14 protein-coding genes are annotated in these 17,625 nt (G+C 66.7%); 3 read left to right on the forward strand and 11 right to left on the reverse strand.

All coding sequences use genetic code 11. The features are described from left to right. Nucleotides 1–69: 69 nt before the first annotated feature. A complete protein-coding gene (locus tag E3O06_RS04895; RefSeq protein ID WP_134501879.1) occupies nt 70–1,455 on the reverse strand; it encodes a glycine--tRNA ligase in 1,386 nt (461 codons plus the stop codon). 163 nt (nt 1,456–1,618) lie between these two features. Here E3O06_RS04895 and E3O06_RS04900 point away from each other — a divergent pair, with 163 nt between their 5' ends. Further along, nucleotides 1,619–3,904, forward strand: coding sequence for a carbon starvation CstA family protein (locus E3O06_RS04900; RefSeq protein WP_134501880.1), 2,286 nt, complete (start codon nt 1,619–1,621; stop codon nt 3,902–3,904). Further along, nucleotides 3,904–4,131, forward strand: coding sequence for a YbdD/YjiX family protein (locus E3O06_RS04905; protein ID WP_134501881.1), 228 nt, complete (start codon nt 3,904–3,906; stop codon nt 4,129–4,131). Before E3O06_RS04900 ends, E3O06_RS04905 begins: the two co-directional genes overlap by 1 nt. A 52-nt stretch (nt 4,132–4,183) precedes the next feature. Here the strand turns inward: E3O06_RS04905 and xylB are convergent, their stop codons facing one another. The 7 genes from xylB to E3O06_RS04940 all read right to left on the reverse strand — a co-directional run bounded on the left by xylB (nt 4,184) and on the right by E3O06_RS04940 (nt 11,972). Continuing rightward, complete coding sequence (gene xylB / locus E3O06_RS04910; RefSeq protein WP_134502157.1) at nt 4,184–5,587, reverse strand: xylulokinase; 1,404 nt, start codon at nt 5,585–5,587, stop codon at nt 4,184–4,186. A 43-nt stretch (nt 5,588–5,630) separates the two neighbouring features. After that, nucleotides 5,631–7,136 (reverse strand): mannitol dehydrogenase family protein, encoded by a 1,506-nt coding sequence (locus E3O06_RS04915; protein ID WP_134501882.1) that lies wholly within the window; start codon nt 7,134–7,136, stop codon nt 5,631–5,633. A gap of 11 nt (nt 7,137–7,147) precedes the next feature. After that, nucleotides 7,148–7,864: an HAD-IA family hydrolase gene (locus E3O06_RS04920; RefSeq protein ID WP_166788106.1), complete on the reverse strand. Its 717-nt coding sequence runs from the start codon at nt 7,862–7,864 to the stop codon at nt 7,148–7,150. After that, on the reverse strand, nt 7,861–8,661 hold the full coding sequence (locus E3O06_RS04925) for a DeoR/GlpR family DNA-binding transcription regulator (RefSeq protein WP_134501884.1): 801 nt from the start codon (nt 8,659–8,661) through the stop codon (nt 7,861–7,863). The genes E3O06_RS04920 and E3O06_RS04925 overlap by 4 nt, the downstream gene beginning before the upstream one ends. A gap of 19 nt (nt 8,662–8,680) precedes the next feature. Further along, nucleotides 8,681–9,577, reverse strand: coding sequence for a carbohydrate ABC transporter permease (locus tag E3O06_RS04930; protein WP_134501885.1), 897 nt, complete (start codon nt 9,575–9,577; stop codon nt 8,681–8,683). Beyond that, a complete protein-coding gene (locus tag E3O06_RS04935; protein WP_134501886.1) occupies nt 9,574–10,551 on the reverse strand; it encodes a carbohydrate ABC transporter permease in 978 nt (325 codons plus the stop codon). The genes E3O06_RS04930 and E3O06_RS04935 overlap by 4 nt, the downstream gene beginning before the upstream one ends. An 80-nt stretch (nt 10,552–10,631) precedes the next feature. Further along, nucleotides 10,632–11,972, reverse strand: a complete 1,341-nt coding sequence (locus E3O06_RS04940; protein ID WP_241979867.1) for an ABC transporter substrate-binding protein — start codon at nt 11,970–11,972, stop codon at nt 10,632–10,634. A 255-nt stretch (nt 11,973–12,227) separates the two neighbouring features. On the opposite strand from E3O06_RS04940, the gene E3O06_RS04945 reads away from it, so the two are divergent. Further along, on the forward strand, nt 12,228–12,992 hold the full coding sequence (locus E3O06_RS04945; protein ID WP_134501888.1) for a DeoR/GlpR family DNA-binding transcription regulator: 765 nt from the start codon (nt 12,228–12,230) through the stop codon (nt 12,990–12,992). Between the two features lie 511 nt (nt 12,993–13,503). On the opposite strand, the gene mmsB is transcribed toward E3O06_RS04945, so the two are convergent. The 3 genes from mmsB to E3O06_RS04960 all read right to left on the reverse strand — a co-directional run bounded on the left by mmsB (nt 13,504) and on the right by E3O06_RS04960 (nt 17,561). Then, entirely contained in the window at nt 13,504–14,397 is an 894-nt protein-coding gene (mmsB, locus tag E3O06_RS04950) for a 3-hydroxyisobutyrate dehydrogenase (protein ID WP_134501889.1), read from the reverse strand. 156 nt (nt 14,398–14,553) lie between these two features. Continuing rightward, the gene (locus tag E3O06_RS04955) at nt 14,554–15,516 is read right to left on the reverse strand and encodes a serine hydrolase (protein ID WP_241979868.1); all 963 of its coding nucleotides are present in this window, start codon (nt 15,514–15,516) and stop codon (nt 14,554–14,556) included. Nucleotides 15,517–15,596: 80 nt separating this feature from the next. Next, nucleotides 15,597–17,561, reverse strand: coding sequence for a M13 family metallopeptidase (locus E3O06_RS04960; RefSeq protein WP_134501891.1), 1,965 nt, complete (start codon nt 17,559–17,561; stop codon nt 15,597–15,599). Nucleotides 17,562–17,625 lie beyond the last annotated feature (64 nt).

Consider the following 17,625-nt stretch of genomic DNA (forward strand, 5'->3'; position numbering starts at 1 on the left):
GGCGACGTGACCGCCTGGATGCGACGGACCGGCGCTGCCGGCCGGCCCGCGGCATCCGTCTGTGGAGCGCTAGGCGCCGCGAAGGCGCACGGCCAGGTAGGCCTCGAGCTCGGCGAGCGGCACCCGCTCCTGCGCCATGGTGTCGCGGTCGCGCACGGTGACGGCCTGGTCATCGAGCGAGTCGAAGTCGACGGTGATGCAGAACGGCGTGCCGATCTCGTCCTGGCGGCGGTAGCGGCGGCCGATGGCTCCGGCGTCATCGAAGTCCACGTTCCAGAGCTGGCGCAGGCTCGCGGCGAGCTCGCGGGCCATCGGCGACAGCTTCTCGTTGCGCGACAGCGGCAGAATCGCGGCCTTCACCGGCGACAGTCGCGGGTCGAGCTTGAGCACGGTGCGCTTGTCGACGCCTCCCTTGGCGTTGGGAACCTCTTCTTCGACGTACGCGTCGACCAGAAAGGCCATCAGCGAACGGGTCAGGCCGGCGGCCGGCTCGATCACCCACGGCGTCCAGCGCTCGTTCTTGGTCTGGTCGAAGTATGAAAGATCCTTACCGGATGCCTTCGCGTGCGTCGACAGGTCGAAGTCGCCACGGTTCGCGACACCCTCGAGCTCGCCGAACTCGGTGCCGGTGAAGCCGAAGCGGTACTCGATGTCGACGGTGCGCTTCGAGTAGTGCGAGAGCTTCTCGGCCGGGTGCTCGAACAGGCGCAGGTTCTCGGGGTTGATGCCGAGGTCGGTGTACCACTTCATACGGGTGTCGATCCAGTACTGGTGCCAGGTCTCATCCGTGCCGGGCTCGACGAAGAACTCCATCTCCATCTGCTCGAACTCGCGGGTGCGAAAGATGAAGTTGCCCGGTGTGATCTCGTTGCGAAAACTCTTGCCGATCTGGCCGATGCCGAACGGGGGCTTGGAACGCGAGGCCTGCAGAACGTTGGCGAAGTTCACGAAGATGCCCTGCGCGGTCTCCGGGCGCAGGTAGTGCATGCCGGCCTCGTCATCGACCGGGCCGAGGTAGGTCTTGAGCAGGCCGGAGAAGGCGCGCGGCTCGGTCCAGATGTGACGGTTTCCACAGTTGGGGCAGGCAATGTCGTCGAGCCCGTTCTCGGGCGGGCGGCCCTTCTTCTCCTCATACTGTTCTTCAAGGTGATCGGCGCGAAAACGCTTGTGACAGCTGGTGCACTCGATCAGCGGGTCGCTGAAAACCTCGACGTGACCGGATGCTTCCCAGACCTGGCGAGGCAGGATCACGCTCGAGTCGAGGCCGACGACGTCGTCGCGGCTCGTAACCATCGAACGCCACCACTGCTTCTTGATGTTCTCCTTGAGCTCGACGCCGAGGGGGCCGTAGTCCCAGGCGGAACGGGATCCGCCGTAGATCTCACCGGCCTGAAAGACAAAACCGCGGTGGCGGGCGAGGGCGATGACGGAATCAAGATGAGTGGGTGCGGCCACGGTGGCTCCAATGGTCGAAGGCGCAGAATGCGGGCGAGTGCCCGACTACCCATTTTACGCGCTCGATCTCCCGCCGGTTCCCGCCCGGGTTCGGACGCCTTCTCGCGCGGAGGTAACGTAAGTAGGCGGATTCACAGGATTTGCCTTGGCTCAAGGAGGAGAAATGGGCGCAGCGTCCAGCACGACCGAAGGAACGACCGAATCACCGACCGCTCTGAAACGGATTCCGCGCGACCTCGCCGTCGCCCTGAATCCGGAGGAGCTTGCCGCCCACGATCGTCAGTGGACGCCCCTGAAAATTGCGATCTGGTCGGCTATTTCGCTGCTCGGCGGACTCAGCTGGGTGATGCTCGCCGTGGTGCGCGGTGAGACCGTGAACGCCATCTGGTTCGTCTTCGCCGCGATCTGCACCTATCTCATCGGCTACCGTTTCTATTCGAAGTTCATCGAGAAGCACATCGTGCGTCCCGACGACCGTCGGGCTACCCCGGCCGAGTACAAGGCCGACGGCAAGGACTTCGCTGCAACGGACCGTCGCGTTCTGTTCGGCCACCACTTCGCCGCCATCGCCGGCGCCGGCCCGCTCGTGGGCCCGGTGCTCGCCGCGCAGATGGGCTACCTTCCCGGAACGATCTGGATCATCGTCGGCGTTGTGCTCGCCGGTGCGGTGCAGGACTACCTCATTCTGCACTTCTCCATGCGTCGCGGGGGTCGTTCGCTTGGCCAGATGGCCCGCGACGAACTCGGTGTGATCGGCGGCACCGCTGCTCTGATCGCAACGCTCGTGATCATGGTCATTATCGTGGCCATCCTCGCCCTCGTCGTCACCAACGCCCTCGCCGAAAGCCCGTGGGGCGTGTTCTCGGTCGGCATGACCATTCCGATCGCGCTGTTCATGGGCTGCTACCTGCGCTTCTTCCGCCCGGGCAAAATCACCGAGATCTCCATCATCGGCTTCGTGCTGCTGATCGCCGCCATCGTCGGCGGCGGCATGGTCGCCGGCACCGACTGGGGCCAGACCTACCTGCTGCTCGACAAAGTCACCATCGCCTGGGGCATCATCATCTACGGCTTCATCGCCGCCATTTTGCCGGTCTGGCTGCTGCTCGCCCCGCGCGACTACCTCTCGACCTTCATGAAGATCGGCACGATCGGCATGCTCGCCGTGGCGATCGTCATCATCCGTCCCGAAATCAGCGTGCCGGCCGTGAGCGAATTCGCCACGAGCGGCACCGGCCCGGTCATCGCCGGAACGCTGTTTCCGTTCCTGTTCGTGACGATCGCCTGCGGCGCCCTCTCCGGGTTTCACGCGCTCATCGCCTCGGGCACCACGCCCAAGCTCATTGAGAAGGAACGCCAGACCCGCTTCATCGGCTACGGCGGCATGCTCATGGAATCGCTCGTGGCGATCATGGCCCTCGTCGCGGCGCTCTCGATCGACCGTGGCATCTACTTCGCCATGAACGCCTCGCCCGCCCTCACCGGCGGCACCGTGCAGGGCGCGGTCGCGTTCGTGAACAGCCTCGGCCTGACCGGCGTCAACCTCACGCCGAGCATGCTTACCGAGATGGCGACCAACGTCGGCGAAGAGTCGATCGTTTCCCGCACCGGCGGCGCCCCCACGCTCGCCGTCGGGCTCTCGCACATCATGCAGCAGCTCGTCGGCGGCACGTCGATGATGAGCTTCTGGTACCACTTCGCCATCATGTTCGAGGCCCTGTTCATTCTCACCGCAGTGGATGCCGGCACCCGCGTTGCCCGGTTCATGCTGCAAGACAGCCTCGGCAACTTCTTCCCGAAGTTCAAGAACACCTCCTGGCGCCCCGGTGCCTGGGCCGCAACGGCCATCATGGTCGCCGCCTGGGGAGCCGTGCTGCTGATGGGAGTGACCGATCCGCTCGGCGGCATCAACACGCTGTTCCCGCTGTTCGGCATCGCCAACCAGCTGCTCGCGGCCATTGCCCTGGCCGTGTGTATGGCCATCGTCGCCAAGCGTGGTCTGTTCAAGTACCTCTGGGTGGTGGCGCTTCCTCTCGGTTTCGCCGCCGTGGTCACCATCTCTGCGTCGTTCCTGAAGATATTTGGGGCCACCCCCGGCATCGGCTACTTCGCGCAGAACCGCGCGTTCTCCGAGGCCCTCGCCGCCGGCGAGACGAGCTTCGGTACCGCACCGAGTGTTGAAGCCATGGAGGCCGTCGTGCGCAACACGATGGTGCAGGGCGTGCTGTCGATCATCTTCGTCGTACTCGCCATCATCGTGATCCTCACGGCCATCCAGGCCACCGTGCGCGCGTACCGCAACCATTCCAGCGCCACGAGCGAGGATGACGCCGTGCAGTCGCAGATCTACGCGCCGGCCGGTTTCATCATGACGGCGCCCGAAAAGGTGCTGCAGGCCGAGTGGGACGCCCTTCCCCTGCACAAGAAGATCAAAATCAAGGGCCACTGATGACCCTGCTGGCGGGCGTCCGCAAGGGCGCCCGCAGCGTGGCCTGGTATCTCAAAGGCGTTCTCGGTGAAGATGCCTACGCGAAGTATGTGGCGCACCACGCAGCCGCCTGCGGAACGGATGCTGCGGGCGTGGGCCGCGCGCCGCATCCGCTCATGACCGAGCGCGAATTCTGGCGGGACCAGACCGATCGCCAGGATAAGAATCCGCAGGGGCGCTGCTGTTAGCGGCGACGAGTCTGGATCGAAGACGAATCTGGTTCATCGGGGACCCCTAGCCTCAGACCCCGTAGATCAGGCCGCGCTGCTCCGCGTAGCGGGCGCGCACGTCGATGGCCCAGTCACGGTTGCCTGCGGGCTCGAGTTCGGTCGCGATCTCGAGCTTCCACGCGGGAAACTCGCCGTCGAGCGCCCAGGCAGCCTGCCGGGCCGCGCCGAGCGCCACGTATTCGCCGGGGGCGGGCAGTACGACCGGCACGCCGAAGACGTCGGCGGCGATCTTCTGCACGGCGGGCGACTGCGAGCCCCCACCGATCAGAATCACCTGGCGAACGGGCACCCCCTGGTGGCGCAGCGAGTCAAGTGCGTCGGCCAGGCTGCAGACCAGCCCCAAAACGGATGCCTGCGCCAGGTTCTCTGGGCGCATATTGGCCCGGCGCATGCCGGTGAGCGAACCGGTGGCTTCCGGCAGGTTCGGGGTGCGTTCGCCGTCGAGGTAGGGCAGCATGAGCAGCCCGTCCGCGTCGATCGGGGCGCTCAGGGCGAGGGCGCCGAAGCGTTCGATGTCGACGTCGAGCATGCGGGCCGTCGCCACGAGGGTGCGGGCGCCGTTGATGGTGGCGAGCAGGGGAAGCTGGCCGCCGGCGGCGTCGGCGAACCCCGCGACGGAGCCGGAGGCATCCGTTATGCGGGCGGCGGTGCTCGCGAAAACGGTGCCGCTCGTGCCGATCGAGACGACCACGTCGCCCTCCGCGGCACCGAGGCCGAGCGCGGCCGCGGCGTTGTCGCCGGCGCCGGCCGACACGATGACGCCGCCGCTGGTGACCCCGGCCCGCTCCGCCGGACCGAGCACGCGCGGCACCCGGGCAGAACGGCCGAGGGCTGCCTCGAGCAGATCGAGCCGGTACTCGTTGCTGTGCACCGAGAAATACCCGGTTCCCGAGGCATCACTGCGATCGGTCGTGGCCTCGGCTGGCCGCCCGAGGATGTTCCAGGTGAGCCAGTCGTGCGGCAGCAAAACCTGCTCGACGCGGGCGGCGAGCTCCGGGCGGTTCTGCTGCAGCCAGGCCAGCTTGGTGATGGTGAACGAGGCGACCGGCACGACGCCGACCTCGTCGGCCCACATCGAGGCGCCGTACTGCTCGGTGAGCGCTTTCGCCTGCGGGGCGCTGCGCACGTCGTTCCAGAGCAGGGCGTCGTGCACCGGCGTGCCGGCCGCGTCGAGGGCGACCATTCCGTGCTGCTGCGCGCTCACGCCGAGGGCGAGCACGTTGCCTTCGCCCCCAGCGGATGCGCCGCCGCCGGCCTGCTCGAAAGCCTCCCACCAGCGATCCGGGTTGATGCTCGTGCCGTCGGGGTGGGGGGCGCTCTGCAACTGCAACAGCTCACCGGTGTCGGCGTCGACACTCACGACCTTGCAACTCTGGGTCGAAGAATCGACTCCGACAACCACACGACGATTCAGTGCCAACGGCATCTCCTTTGAAACCTGGGTTTGTGACTCAAGCCTAATCGAGGGACTTCGTCAGCGCCTCGAGGGTGCCGCGGGCTCCGACAGTGTGCAGCAGGCCGAGCGCGTTATCGTACGCCGCCACGAAGGCGGCGTCGTCGATCAGGTCGCCGAACAGGTCACGGTCGCGCAGGAACGAGTGCGGGTCGCTCGCGTAGCCGGCGGCGTTCTGCATGACGGTGTCTTTGACGCGGTCGACGACGTCGATCGGTGCGCCCTGCTCATCGGTTCCCTCGGCATACCGGGCCCAGCTCGCCACGATCGCCGCCGAGAGGGCGAGCTCACCGCCGCGGGCGGACTGCTCGCGAATCACCGGCAGCAACCACTTGGGAATGCGGTCGCTCGACTCGGCCGCGAGGCGGGCCACGGTGTCGCGCACGCCCGGGTTGCTGAAGCGTTCGATGAGCTGCGTCTTGTAATCCTCGAGGTCGATTCCGGGCACCGGCTTGAGCGTCGGCGATCCCTCGCGGTCCATGTAGGCGCGCAGGAATCCGGCGATCAACGGGTCGGCCGCGGCATCGTGCACGAGGCGATAACCCATCAAATGCGCGAAGTAGGCGAGGCCCTGGTGGCTCGCGTTGAGCAGGCGCAGCTTCATGAGCTCGTAGGGTTCGACGTCGCTCACGAGCTGCGCCGCCGACTTCTCGTAGGGCGGGCGGCCATCGGTGAAGGAGTCTTCGAGCACCCACTGCAGGAACGGCTCGCAGACGACGGGCCAGCGGTCGGCGAGCCCGAAGGCCTTCGCGATCTGGGCGCGGTCGTCGTCGGTCGTGACCGGGGTGATGCGGTCGACCATGGAGTTCGGAAAACTCACCGCGGCGTCGATCCAGGCTCCAAGGCCTTCGTCCTTGGCGGTGGCGAAGGCCACGAAGGAGCGGCGGGCGACGCGACCGTTGTCCTGCAGGTTGTCGCAGGACATCACGGTGAACGGCACGATGGAGCGCTCGCGTCGGCGACGCAGGGCTTCGACGACGAGGCCGAAGACCGTCGCGGGGGCGGCATCCGCTTGCAGGTCGGCGGCGACCTGAGGGTTGCTGAGGTCGAAACGGCCGCTGACCGGGTGAATGTTGTAGCCGCCCTCTGTCACGGTAAGGGAGACGATTTTCACCTCGGGGCTCGCGAGGCGTTCTATCACGGCCTCCGCGTCGTCGGGAGCGAACAGGTAGTCGATGATCGACCCGATCACCCGGGCGTCGAGCGTGCCGTCCGGGTGCTTCACGACGAGCGTGTACAGGCTGTCCTGCTCGAGCAGGGCGTCGCGCATGCGGGCGTCGGAGGGCATCACGCCGACACCGCAGATGGCATAGTCGCGGGCGAGGCCCTGCTCGAGCAGGTCGTCGATCATCAGGGCCTGGTGCGCGCGGTGAAAACCGCCAACGCCGAAGTGCACGATGCCGGCCGTGAGACCGGTGCGGTCGTAGCTGGGAACCTGCACGGTCGAGGGCAGCGACGACAGCGTCGCGTTGCGCAGCGGGGCCAGGGCGGGAGTCGTGGTGTCGGTCATGCGTTCCTCATTCATTCGGTCTGCGATTGCGTCGGTGCAGCGTGGGCGGGGTCGGCGCGCAATTGCACCGCGCCCCCCAGATACAGCAGGGTGCCGTCAAAGCGGATGCCGCTCAGGTCGGCCAGAACGAGGGTCGCCCTGGTGTCGAGCCCGCGCGCGCCAATGCCGACGGTGAGCCCGATGTGGGCGGCCAGGGCCGACTCCACCCCGGCGTCGGCGTCTTCGAACACGACGGCGCGGCGCGGGTCGATGCCCAGCCGTTCGACGCCGAGGCGGTACGGGTCGGGGGCGGGTTTGCCGCGCGCCACGTCGTCGAAGGTGACGAGGCCGACCGGGCAGGGCAGCCCGGCAGCCTGCAGCCGGGCGCGGGCCACGACGGCCACAGCGCTCGTCACGATGGTGAAGCAACCGGTCGGCAGGGCCAGCAGCAGGTCGCGGGCACCAGGCAGGGCGCGTACGAGCGGGGCCGTCTCGACCTCTCTCAGCATGAGCGCGTGGTCGGCGCGGTGCACGTCGGCGGCCGGCACGAGTTCGGCGATCGTCTCCCGGGCCGGGCGGCCGTGAATGATGTCGCGATCGAAGTCGAAGCCGGGCGCGTACTCCACGGCCCACTCGTTCCAGGCCGCGGCCGCGGCTTCGTCGGAGTTGACGAGCACGCCGTCGCAGTCGAACAGCAGGCCGTCGATCGAATAGTTGCCGATCTCCGACGCCAGGCCGGCGATGCTCACAGTGTGATTTCCGTTTCGAGGGGCTCCGCGCGCAGCACGGGCACTCCGGCTTCGGTGGCCAGAGCGAGGACAGCGTCGCCCACTCCCCCGTCGACGACGAGGTGGTCGACCTCGTCGAGCTGGGCGAATTTCACCAGTCCGTGGGCCTCCAGCTGGTCGTGGTCGGCGATGAGCACGACGGTGGTGGCGGCATCCATTGCGGCGCGCTTGATGCGGGCGGCTTTCGGGCTCGCGGCCAGCAGCTGGCCGTCCTGGGTGAGCCCGCTGACGCTGATGAACGCGAGGTCGATGCGAATGTTTTCGAGCGATTCGCGCGTCCACTGCCCCGATTGCGAGTCGTCGACCGGGTCGACGGTGCCGCCGAGGTTGTACACCGAAAGCTCGGCGTTGCGGCTCGCCACCAGCGCGACCGGAATGGACGTCGTGACCACCTGCAGGGCAGCCGAGTTCGGCAGGCACACCGACAGCGCCTCGGCGATCGGCCCGGCATCGAGAAAGAGGATGCCGCGCTCCGGCAGCAGGGTCGCCGCCAGGGTCGCGACCGGGTGGGCGATCGGTTCGGGCACGGTCACCCGGTCGAGGTCGGCCACCGGGTCGGCGACGCTGATCGCCCCGCCGTGCGCCCGACGCAGCAGTCCGTCGTCTTCGAGGGTGCGCAGGTCGCGGCGGATCGTCTCCTCGGCGACGGCGAGCGACTCAGCGAGCTCGTTCACTTCGACCCGGCCGGCGCCGGCCAGCGCGATCAGAATGCTGGCGCGACGCTCGTCGGCACTGCGGCTCGATGGATCCGGTTTCATCTGGGCTACCTGTTCCTGATTACTTGATCGCGCCCATGGCGAGGCCGGTGACGAGGCGCTTCTGCGCCAGCCAGCCAGCGAGGACCACGGGGAGAACTGCGAGGGTCGATGCTGCCGAGAGTACCGCGAGAAACTGCCCGCGCCCGTCGACGAAGCTGCCGAGGAACGGCGGGGTGGTACGGGCCATGGTCGAGGTCAGCAGGCTGGCCAGGAAGTATTCGTTCCAGGCGAAGATAAAGCAGATCAGCGCGGCAGCGGCGATACCGGGCGCGACGATGGGCATGACCACGCGCACGAGCTCGGTGAAGAAGTTCGCACCGTCGATCTGGGCCGCTTCAACGATCTCGAGCGGCACCTCGCTGAAGAACGAGCGCATCATCCACACCGCGAGCGGCAGGTTCATGCCCACGTAGAGAACGCTCAGGGCCGTGATGTTGTCGAGCATTCCGAGGCCCTGCAGCAGCAGGTAGATCGGAATGATCGCGGCCGCGATCGGCATGAACCGGGTGGAGATGAAGAAAAACAGGGCGTCCGTCGACTTGATGATCGGGCGAATCGAGAGACCGTAGGCGGCCGGAATGGCCAGCAGCAGCACGATGACGGTACTCATAACGCTCGCGGTGAGCGAGTTGATCAGGTAGACACCGAACCCGCGGTCGAGCACTTCGACAAAGCGGTCGAGGGAGAGGGCCGTGAAGATGGTCGGGGTTCGGGTCGCCGCGGCGGCCTCGGTCTTGAAGGCCGTGAAGACCATCCAGGCCACCGGAAAGAAGAATCCGAGCGTGACGATCCACGTGAAAATGGTGAGGGCCGTGCTGGTGGCGCGGTGACGCATCCGCTTGGCACGGCGGCGCGGTGGTGCGGTGGTGCTCGCGCGGGCTGCGGTGCTGACCGGGGTGGCGGTGGCGGTACTCATGACTTGGCTCCTTCACTGGAGAAGATCTTGAAGAGCAGGCGAAGGGCGACGCTCGCCACGACAATGGTCAGCAGAACGGTGATCACGCCGTAGGCCGCCGCTTCGCCGATTTCGAGGCCCACGAAGGCGCGTTCGTAGAGCAGGTAGGAGAGGGTCTTGGTGCCGCCGGTGCCGCGGGTCATGATGGCGATCGGGTCGAAAACCTGCAGCAGCATGATGCCGCCGAGCAGCACGGCCAGCTCGATGTACTGGCGCAGGTGCGGTAGCGTCATGTGCAGAAAGCTGCGAATGGGGCCGGCTCCATCAACGGATGCCGCTTCCAGCGTCTCCTTGCTCTGGCTCTGCAGCCCGGCGAGCAGGATGAGCATCATGAACGGCGTGTACTGCCAGGTGAGCACCATAATCACGGTGAGGGCAGGAAAGTCGGTGTTCCACTGCACGGGGTCGACGCCGAGCACCGAGAGGCCCCAGTTGACCATGCCGACGTTGGCGTCGAGCATGGACCACTTGAAGATGAGGGCTGCGGCGGCGGGCATCATGAGGAACGGCGTGATGACGAGGGTGCGGGCGAGGCCCTGGCCGAAGAACTTGCGGTTGAGCAGCAGGGCGATTCCGAGGCCGATGAGAACGGAGAGCACGATCGACGAACCGGTAATGACCACGGTCGCCGACAGGGACTGCATGAACGCGCCGCCGGTGAAGACTGTCACGTAGTTGTCAAACCCGGCGAAGCCGCGCGAGCCGGGACGCATCAGGTTCCAGTTCTGGAACGAATAGTAGATGGTGACGAGGAAGGGAATCTGCGTCACCAGAATGGCGACGACGATGGCCGGCCAGACCAGGGTGCGGGCCAGGCGAAGGGCCTTCTTCTGGCCGGCGCTCAGCTCTGGCTTCGGGGGGCGGCGAAGCGTGCGTGACGCGGCGGGGGCCGGGTCGTGCGCGGGTTCAGCCACGATCAAATCTGGCGCGGTCATCTCTGACTTCCTTCTCGTTCTCGGCGTTGAACTGAGGTGGCGGGCGGCGTCTGGTCGACGCCGCCCGCGGGGGTGCTGCGTTACTTCTGGGCGTCTCCGGCTTGCTGGGCAAGCTCCTGGCCCTTGTTGAGAACGTTCTCAACGGTGTCGCGACCGGCGAAGACGTCGGCGATGTCCTGCGAGACCTGGTTACCGAGGTCCTGGAACTCCGGCACGGTGACGTACTGGATGCCGACCCACGGCTGCGGGTTCACACCGGGCTGCGTCGGGTTGACCCCGAGCATGATGTCCTTCGTGATCGGCGCGAAGGCTTCAGCGGCGGCAAGGTAGTCAGCGTTCTCGTAGGTCGAGGTGCGGGATCCCGGGGGAACGCGCTCCCAGCCGAGGGTGGTGCCGACGAGGTTGATGTACTCGGTGCTGGTGGCCCAGCTCACGAACTCCCACGCGGCGTCCTGCTGTGTGCTGGTCTTCGGAATGGCGAGGTTCCAGGCCCAGAGCCAGCCGGATTCCTCGGTCTCCTTGACCGGGGCGTGCACGTAGCCGATCTTGCCGGCGACGGCGGAACCGTCAGCCTCGATGGGGCCGGCAGCGCTCGTGGCGTCGTACCACATGGCCGCGTTGCCCTGCGAGAACAGGTTGAGGCACTCGGTGAAGCCGGTCGAAACGGGGTCGGCTTCGCCGGCATCCTTCACGAGGTCGGTGTAGAACTGCACGGCTTCGGTGAACTCCGGGGAGTTGACCTCGGCGTTCCAGTCCTCATCGAACCAGCTGCCGCCGAAGGTCTGCACGACGGTGGTCAGCGGGGCGAACAGCTCGCCCCAGCCGGGCTTGCCACGCAGGCAGATGCCGGCCACATCGTCGGTCTTAAGGGTACGGGCGAAACCGGCAACCTCGTCCCAGGTGGGGTTGGTCGGCATTTCGAGGCCGGCCGCGGCGAACATGTCCTTGTTGTACATCAGGAAGGACGACTCGCCGTAGAACGGAACGGCAAAGAGGCTGTCGTCGACGGTGAGGGCCTCGCGCACGGGCGGCAGCAGGTCGTCGACGTTGTAGGCGGTGTCGGCTTCGGCGAGCGGGCCGAGGTCGACGAGCCAGTCGTTCTGGCCCCAGATCGGTACTTCGTAGCTGCCGACGGTGACGATGTCGTACTGGCCGCCCTGGGTGGCGACGTCCTTGGTGACGGCGTCACGCAGGTCGTTTTCTTCCATCGCGACGAAGTTCACCGTGATGTCGGGGTGGGCATCTTCGAAGGCGCCCTTGAGCTCCTCCATGTCCTTCATCTGCGGGTTGTTCACCGTAGCCAGGGTCAGCGTCACCGGGCCGTCGGCCTGCTGTGCGCCGCCTCCGGCTCCGCTGCATCCGGCCAAAAGCACACCCACCGAAGAGAAGGCGATTGCGCTGAGGGCAAGCCTTTTCTTCATGGAATAAGACTTCGTCATCTCAAACCTCTTCATCGTCGACACGTCCTTGTGGACTGGTATATAGCCACTGTGAACCGATTGAGTGGAAAAAGCAACTCAAATTGTGGTTTTGTGATGCTTTAGTGACGAGAAATTGCCCGAGTGTGCATTATTTTCGCTGCGAAACCATAAAAACGGATGCCGCCGGCCGGTTCCCGCCCGCCGGATTGCTAGTCTGGGGCGACGGCCAGTGCCGTCGACTGCGAGGAGGCAGGCATGTACCCAGCGGAACGACAGGCCGCGATCATCGCGCTCGCGCAGGGCGGTACCGGCGAGATCTCCGTGGCCGCTGCGAGTGTTGCGCTCGAGGTCACCGCCGAGACCATTCGCCGCGACCTCGTGGTGCTCGAACGTCAGGGCGTCATCCGTCGCCAGCATGGCGGTGCCCGCCTGGTGCAGAGCACGCCGTTCGAGATCGCGATGGCCCAACGTCGGCTGGAGAACGCACCGCAGAAGCACCGCATCGCCCAGCGCGTGCTGCAGGAGTTGCCGGAGGATGGCGTAGTGCTGCTGGATTCCGGCGCGCTCACGCTGGTGATCGCATCCGTTTTCCCGGAGGACCGGCGACTGATCGTCGTGACCAACAACCTGCCCGCTGTGCGGCTGCTCTCGCGCAAGCCCCTGCTCACGGTGCTCGCGCTGCCCGGTCGGGTGCGCAGCGTGTCTCAGGGTGCGGTCGACGAGTGGACTCGGGCACGTATCAGCCAGCTCAACGTGGACGTCGCGTTCGTCGGCGGAAACGGCCTGACCGCCGAGGCCGGGCTCACCACGACAATTCCCGACGAGGCCGAGGTGAAGCGCGCCATGATGCTGTCGGGGCGGCGGCGCGTGCTCGCGCTGACCTCGAGCAAGATCGGGCAGAACTCGTTCTGCCACGTCGCCGCCGCCAACGAATTCGATCTCATCATCACCGACGACGGAATCGACCCGCGGCAGGCCCGCAAGCTGAGTGCCGCCGGGCCGGAGCTCGCGATCGTCTGAGTGCGTGGTTAGGGGCGGGCGGGCATCCGCTCGAGGAGTTGTGGCGTTCGGGCGGCTTGGCCCCGCCGAGCCGTGAGTTTCAGGCGCCGAGCTCCGGGTGAGGGCAATTCCGCGCCGCCACCCGCGAGGGTATCCCCGCGGCATGAGCGACGAGGCTGCCCGGTTCCCCCGGAGACACGCGCCGACTGGCGGGCGTGGCTCGCGCGCAATCACGCGAGCGAGGCATCCGTTTGGCTGGTGTCGTGAAGCTGAGCGTGCCCCCGGACCTGGCCAAGGCCTTTGATAAACAGGCCGGATCGCGGGCGCAGCGGGATGCTTTTCCTCGATCGGCGCGGCCGGCCATTCGCGAGTAGGTCATGCAGGCCAGGACTCCGCTGACGCGCCAGAAGCGCATTCTGGAGACCGCGACCCTGGCCGCCCGTCGAGCCGTGAGTCCAGCGCCCCGAGGTGTGAGTCCCAGCCCGTTGAAACGTGTGAATCGGGTCAGAACTCACACCTCGGCGATTGAAACTCAGGCCAGGGTGCCGTCGACCAGCTTCACGATCATGGAGCAGTCCTTGCCGCCCTGGCCCTGGTCGATCAGGCGCTGGAACAGCTGCTGCACGTGCGTGCCAATCTCCAGCGGCGTATCGGTCGCCGCCGCGGCCGCGACCGCAAGACCGATGTCCTTATTGGCGAGCTCGGCAGTGAAGGTCGGCGCGAAATCACGGTTCACGGCCGCCGACGGCACGACCCCCTCGACCGGATACCAGGTGCGCAGCGCCCAGCTGTCACCCGACGAGACGGATGCGATATTCCAGAACACCTGCGGGTCCAGTCCCAGCCGATCGGCCAAAACCGCCCCCTCGGAGGTTGCGGCGAGGTTGATGAACAACATTAGGTTGTTACAGATCTTCGCGGCCTGGCCGGTCGTCGCGCCGCCGGTCGGAATGATGTTTGCGGCCATCGGCTCGATGAACGCGGTTGCGTCGGTCACGGCATCCGCTTCGCCTCCGATCATGAAGGTGAGCGTGCCGGCTTCGGCGCCGGTGATTCCCCCCGAGACCGGAGCGTCGACGAAGCGAAAACCGGCTGCGGCGGCCGCATCGTGCAGCGCCTGGGCCGACTCGATGTCGATCGTCGAGGAGTCCACCAGCAGGGTCGTCGTGGCGGCATGAGCCAGCACGCCCTCGTCACCGAAGTACACCGCACGGGCGTGGTCGCCCTTAGGCAGCATGGTGAAGACCACGTCGGCACCTTCGACGGCGTCCCTGATGCTGGTCGCGCGGGCGACGCCGGCGGCCGCGGCCGCGTCGAGCGCCGGGGCGCTCAGGTCGAAACCGCGCACGCTGTGCCCGGCCTTCACCAGGTTCGCCGTCATGGGGCCGCCCATGTGGCCCAGCCCAATCCATCCGATGACCGCCATGGCATAGCTCCTTTGCGTTGGTTTCGGGCCGCTATGCCCGACAACCCCACGATGGCACAACTTGTCGGCCACTCGGGCACGACGTTCCGGGCCCATCCTGTGAACACGGGCCCAGTTTAGGCTGGGCCCGCGGACGGGGCCCGGGCTCCGTCCGCCTCAGTGCACGTACTCCAGCAGATCGGCCCCGACCGCGCGCATCCCGTCGAGCACGGCGAGCCGCGTCATCAGCTCGGCGTCGTCGAACAGCATCGACACCGCGTAGGTCGCGCCGGCGCGCGGACCGCGGAGGATTCCCACTTCGCTGCGCACTCCCGTGGTCGTTCCGGTCTTGTTGACCATGAGCAGGCCGTGATCGCTCTCCCGATGCGCGAGCGGATCGAGCCCGAAGGCACTTGCCACGAGCGACAGATCGGTGTTGAGCGACAGCCAGCCGATCACCCGCGCGCTCGTCTCGGCATCGACGATCTCGCCGCGAGCCAGTGCCGTGAACAGCCAGGTGAGTTCCTTCGCGCTGCCCACCGACAGTTGTGGTGCGTCATCCGGGCCGCGTTTGTCGCGCACGAGGTCGAGGAGCGCCGTGCGGCTGAGGCCGAGTTGCTCGGTTCGGGCGCGCACCGAGTGCAACCCGACGGCCCGAATGAGCACGTTGGTCGCGAGATTGTCGCTCGTCGCCCCGACCAGGGCTGCGAGGTCGGCGACGCCGAGCCGGGCCACCTGCAGGTGCTGCCAGACACCGGAATCGCTTACGGCATCACTCACTGAGCGCTCGAGCATGGTGGCCAGGCCGAACTCGGCATCCTTGAGCCGCGCCGCCACCTCGATCAAGAGCAGCACCTTGCCCACGCTCGCCGTCGGCATCGCCACGTGGTCGTCGACCGAGAATAGCACCCGTCCGGTGGAGAGGTCGGTTGCCCTCGCCGAGACCTGCACCCCGCCCAGGGCCAGCTCGCCGAGCGCCACAAAACCACGGGCAAAGTTTTCGGGAGCATCGGTCCCGCGATGCTTGCCAGCCCTGGCCGCGGCATGGCGGGAATGACCGGCATCCCCCGCGTTCAGGCTGGCGCGGCGGCCACCGGCATCCGCTGACGGGCCCACGTCGCCGCGAGTCGGAAAGTCCACTGTCGACCCCTTCCTTCCCGGCGCGACCACACCCGCCATCCCCTGCTCTTTCAAGCAATGCCCACACTAACCCAGGCGTGTTACCAGATGGTGACGCGCTTCTCGGGGGCGAGGTAGAGGGCATCCGCTTCGGTCACATCGAAGGCCTCGTAGAACGCCGGAATATTGCTGACGATCTGGTTGCAGCGAAACTCGTTCGGCGAGTGCGGATCGATAGCCAGCAAGCGGATGGCCTCAGCGTCGCGCAGCTTCATCTGCCAGGCCTGGGCCCAGGAGAGGAAGAAGCGCTCTGCACCGGTGAGTCCGTCGATGACCGGACTCTTTTGGCCGTCCAGCGAGAGCAGATAGGCCTTCCAGGCAATGGAGAGCCCGCCGAGGTCGCCGATGTTCTCGCCGATAGTGAGCGCACCGTTCACGGTGTTTCCCGGGATGGCTTTTGGTTCGAGGCCCTCGAACTGGGCGATCAGCGCGGTCGTGCGCAGCTCGAACGAGGCCTTGTCGTCGGCGGTCCACCAGTCGATGAGACGGCCGTCGCCGTCGTACTTGGAGCCCTGGTCGTCGAAGCCGTGGCCGATCTCGTGGCCGATGACCGCGCCGATCGCGCCGTAGTTGGCGGCCGGGTCGCGCTCGTCGTCGAAGAATGGAAACTGCAAAATAGCCGCCGGAAAGACGATCTCGTTGAACCCGGGGTTGTAGTAGGCGTTGATGGTCTGCGGGGTCATGAACCATTCGTCGCGGTCGAGCGGCTTGCCGATCTTGCCGAGCTCGCGCTGGAATTCGAACTCGCCAGCAGCCTTGACGTTGCTGATCAGGTCGTCGGCGGTGATCTGAAGGCTCGAATAGTCGCGCCACTTCACCGGGTAGCCGATCTTCGGCGTGAACTTGCGCAGCTTCTCGAGGGCTCTTGTACGAGTTTCCTCGGTCATCCAGTCGAGGGTGCTGATGCTGTTCTCGTAGGCCGCGACGAGGTTGGCCACGAGCACGTCCATGCTCTCTTTGGCGCTCGGCTTGAAGTGACGCTCCACGTAGATGCGACCGACGGCCTCGCCGAGGGCGCCCTCCACGAGCGAAACGCCGCGCTTCCAGCGGTCGCGCAGCTGCGGGGTTCCGCTCAGGGTGCGGCCGTAGAAGTCGAAGTTGGCCTCGACGAATTCGCCGGACAGGTACGCGGCACTCGAGCGGATGACCTGCCACCGCAGCCAGTCCTGCCACGATTCAAGGCGGTCATCGGTGAGGGTCGCCGCGAGGCCGGCGATGTAGCTGGGTTCGCGCACGACGACCTCTTCGAGGGCGCCGGCCGGGGCGTCGAGGCCGTCCAGCCACAGATCCACGTCGGCGCCGGCGGCGAGCGCGGAGACCTGGCCCCAGGTGCGCAGGTTGTAGGTCTTCTCGCTGTCGCGGGTGGCCACTTTGTCCCAGTGGTGGGAGGCGAGTTCGGTTTCGAGGTCGAACACCCGCCGGGCGCGGTCGGCCGCGTCTGCGAAACCGGCGAGGGTGAACATCCGCTCGAGGAATTCCTGGTACTTGGTGCGAATCTCGGCGAACTTTTCTTCGCGATAGTAGCTTTCGTCGGGCAGGCCGATGCCGCCCTGGGCGATGAAGACGAGGTAACGTTCGGGGTTGCCCGGGTCGTTGTCGACGTAGAGGTGAAAGGCGCCGGCGACGCCGCCGCGCTCGAGGCGGCCGAGGGTCGCGAGCAGCTCGGAGATGGAGGTGACCGCGTCGACCGCTTGCAGGTCTTTGTGCAGCGGGGTGGCGCCGAGCGCTTCGATGCGGTTTTCGTCGAGAAAGCTCGTGTAGAGGTCGCCGAACTTGCGCTCGAGGCTGCCGGCCGGGGCGGTCTGCGCTTCGACGATGATCTCCCGCACGGCCTTCTCGGCATCTTCGGCGAGCATCATGAACGAGCCCCAGCGGGCCTTGTCGGCGGGGATCTCGCTGCGGGCGATCCACTTGCCGTTCACGTGCCGAAAAAGGTCGTCTTGCGGGCGCACCTCCGGGTCGAGTTCGTTCTGGTTGATTCCGGATGCAGTCGCCAGCTCAGTCATGGCCCCAGCCTATCCGGGGCCGGTGACAGGTGGCCGTGTAGCGCGGCCTCGGTTGCGATTTGGC

The organism is Cryobacterium glaciale (assembly GCF_004402535.1).
Taxonomy (GTDB): domain Bacteria; phylum Actinomycetota; class Actinomycetes; order Actinomycetales; family Microbacteriaceae; genus Cryobacterium; species Cryobacterium glaciale.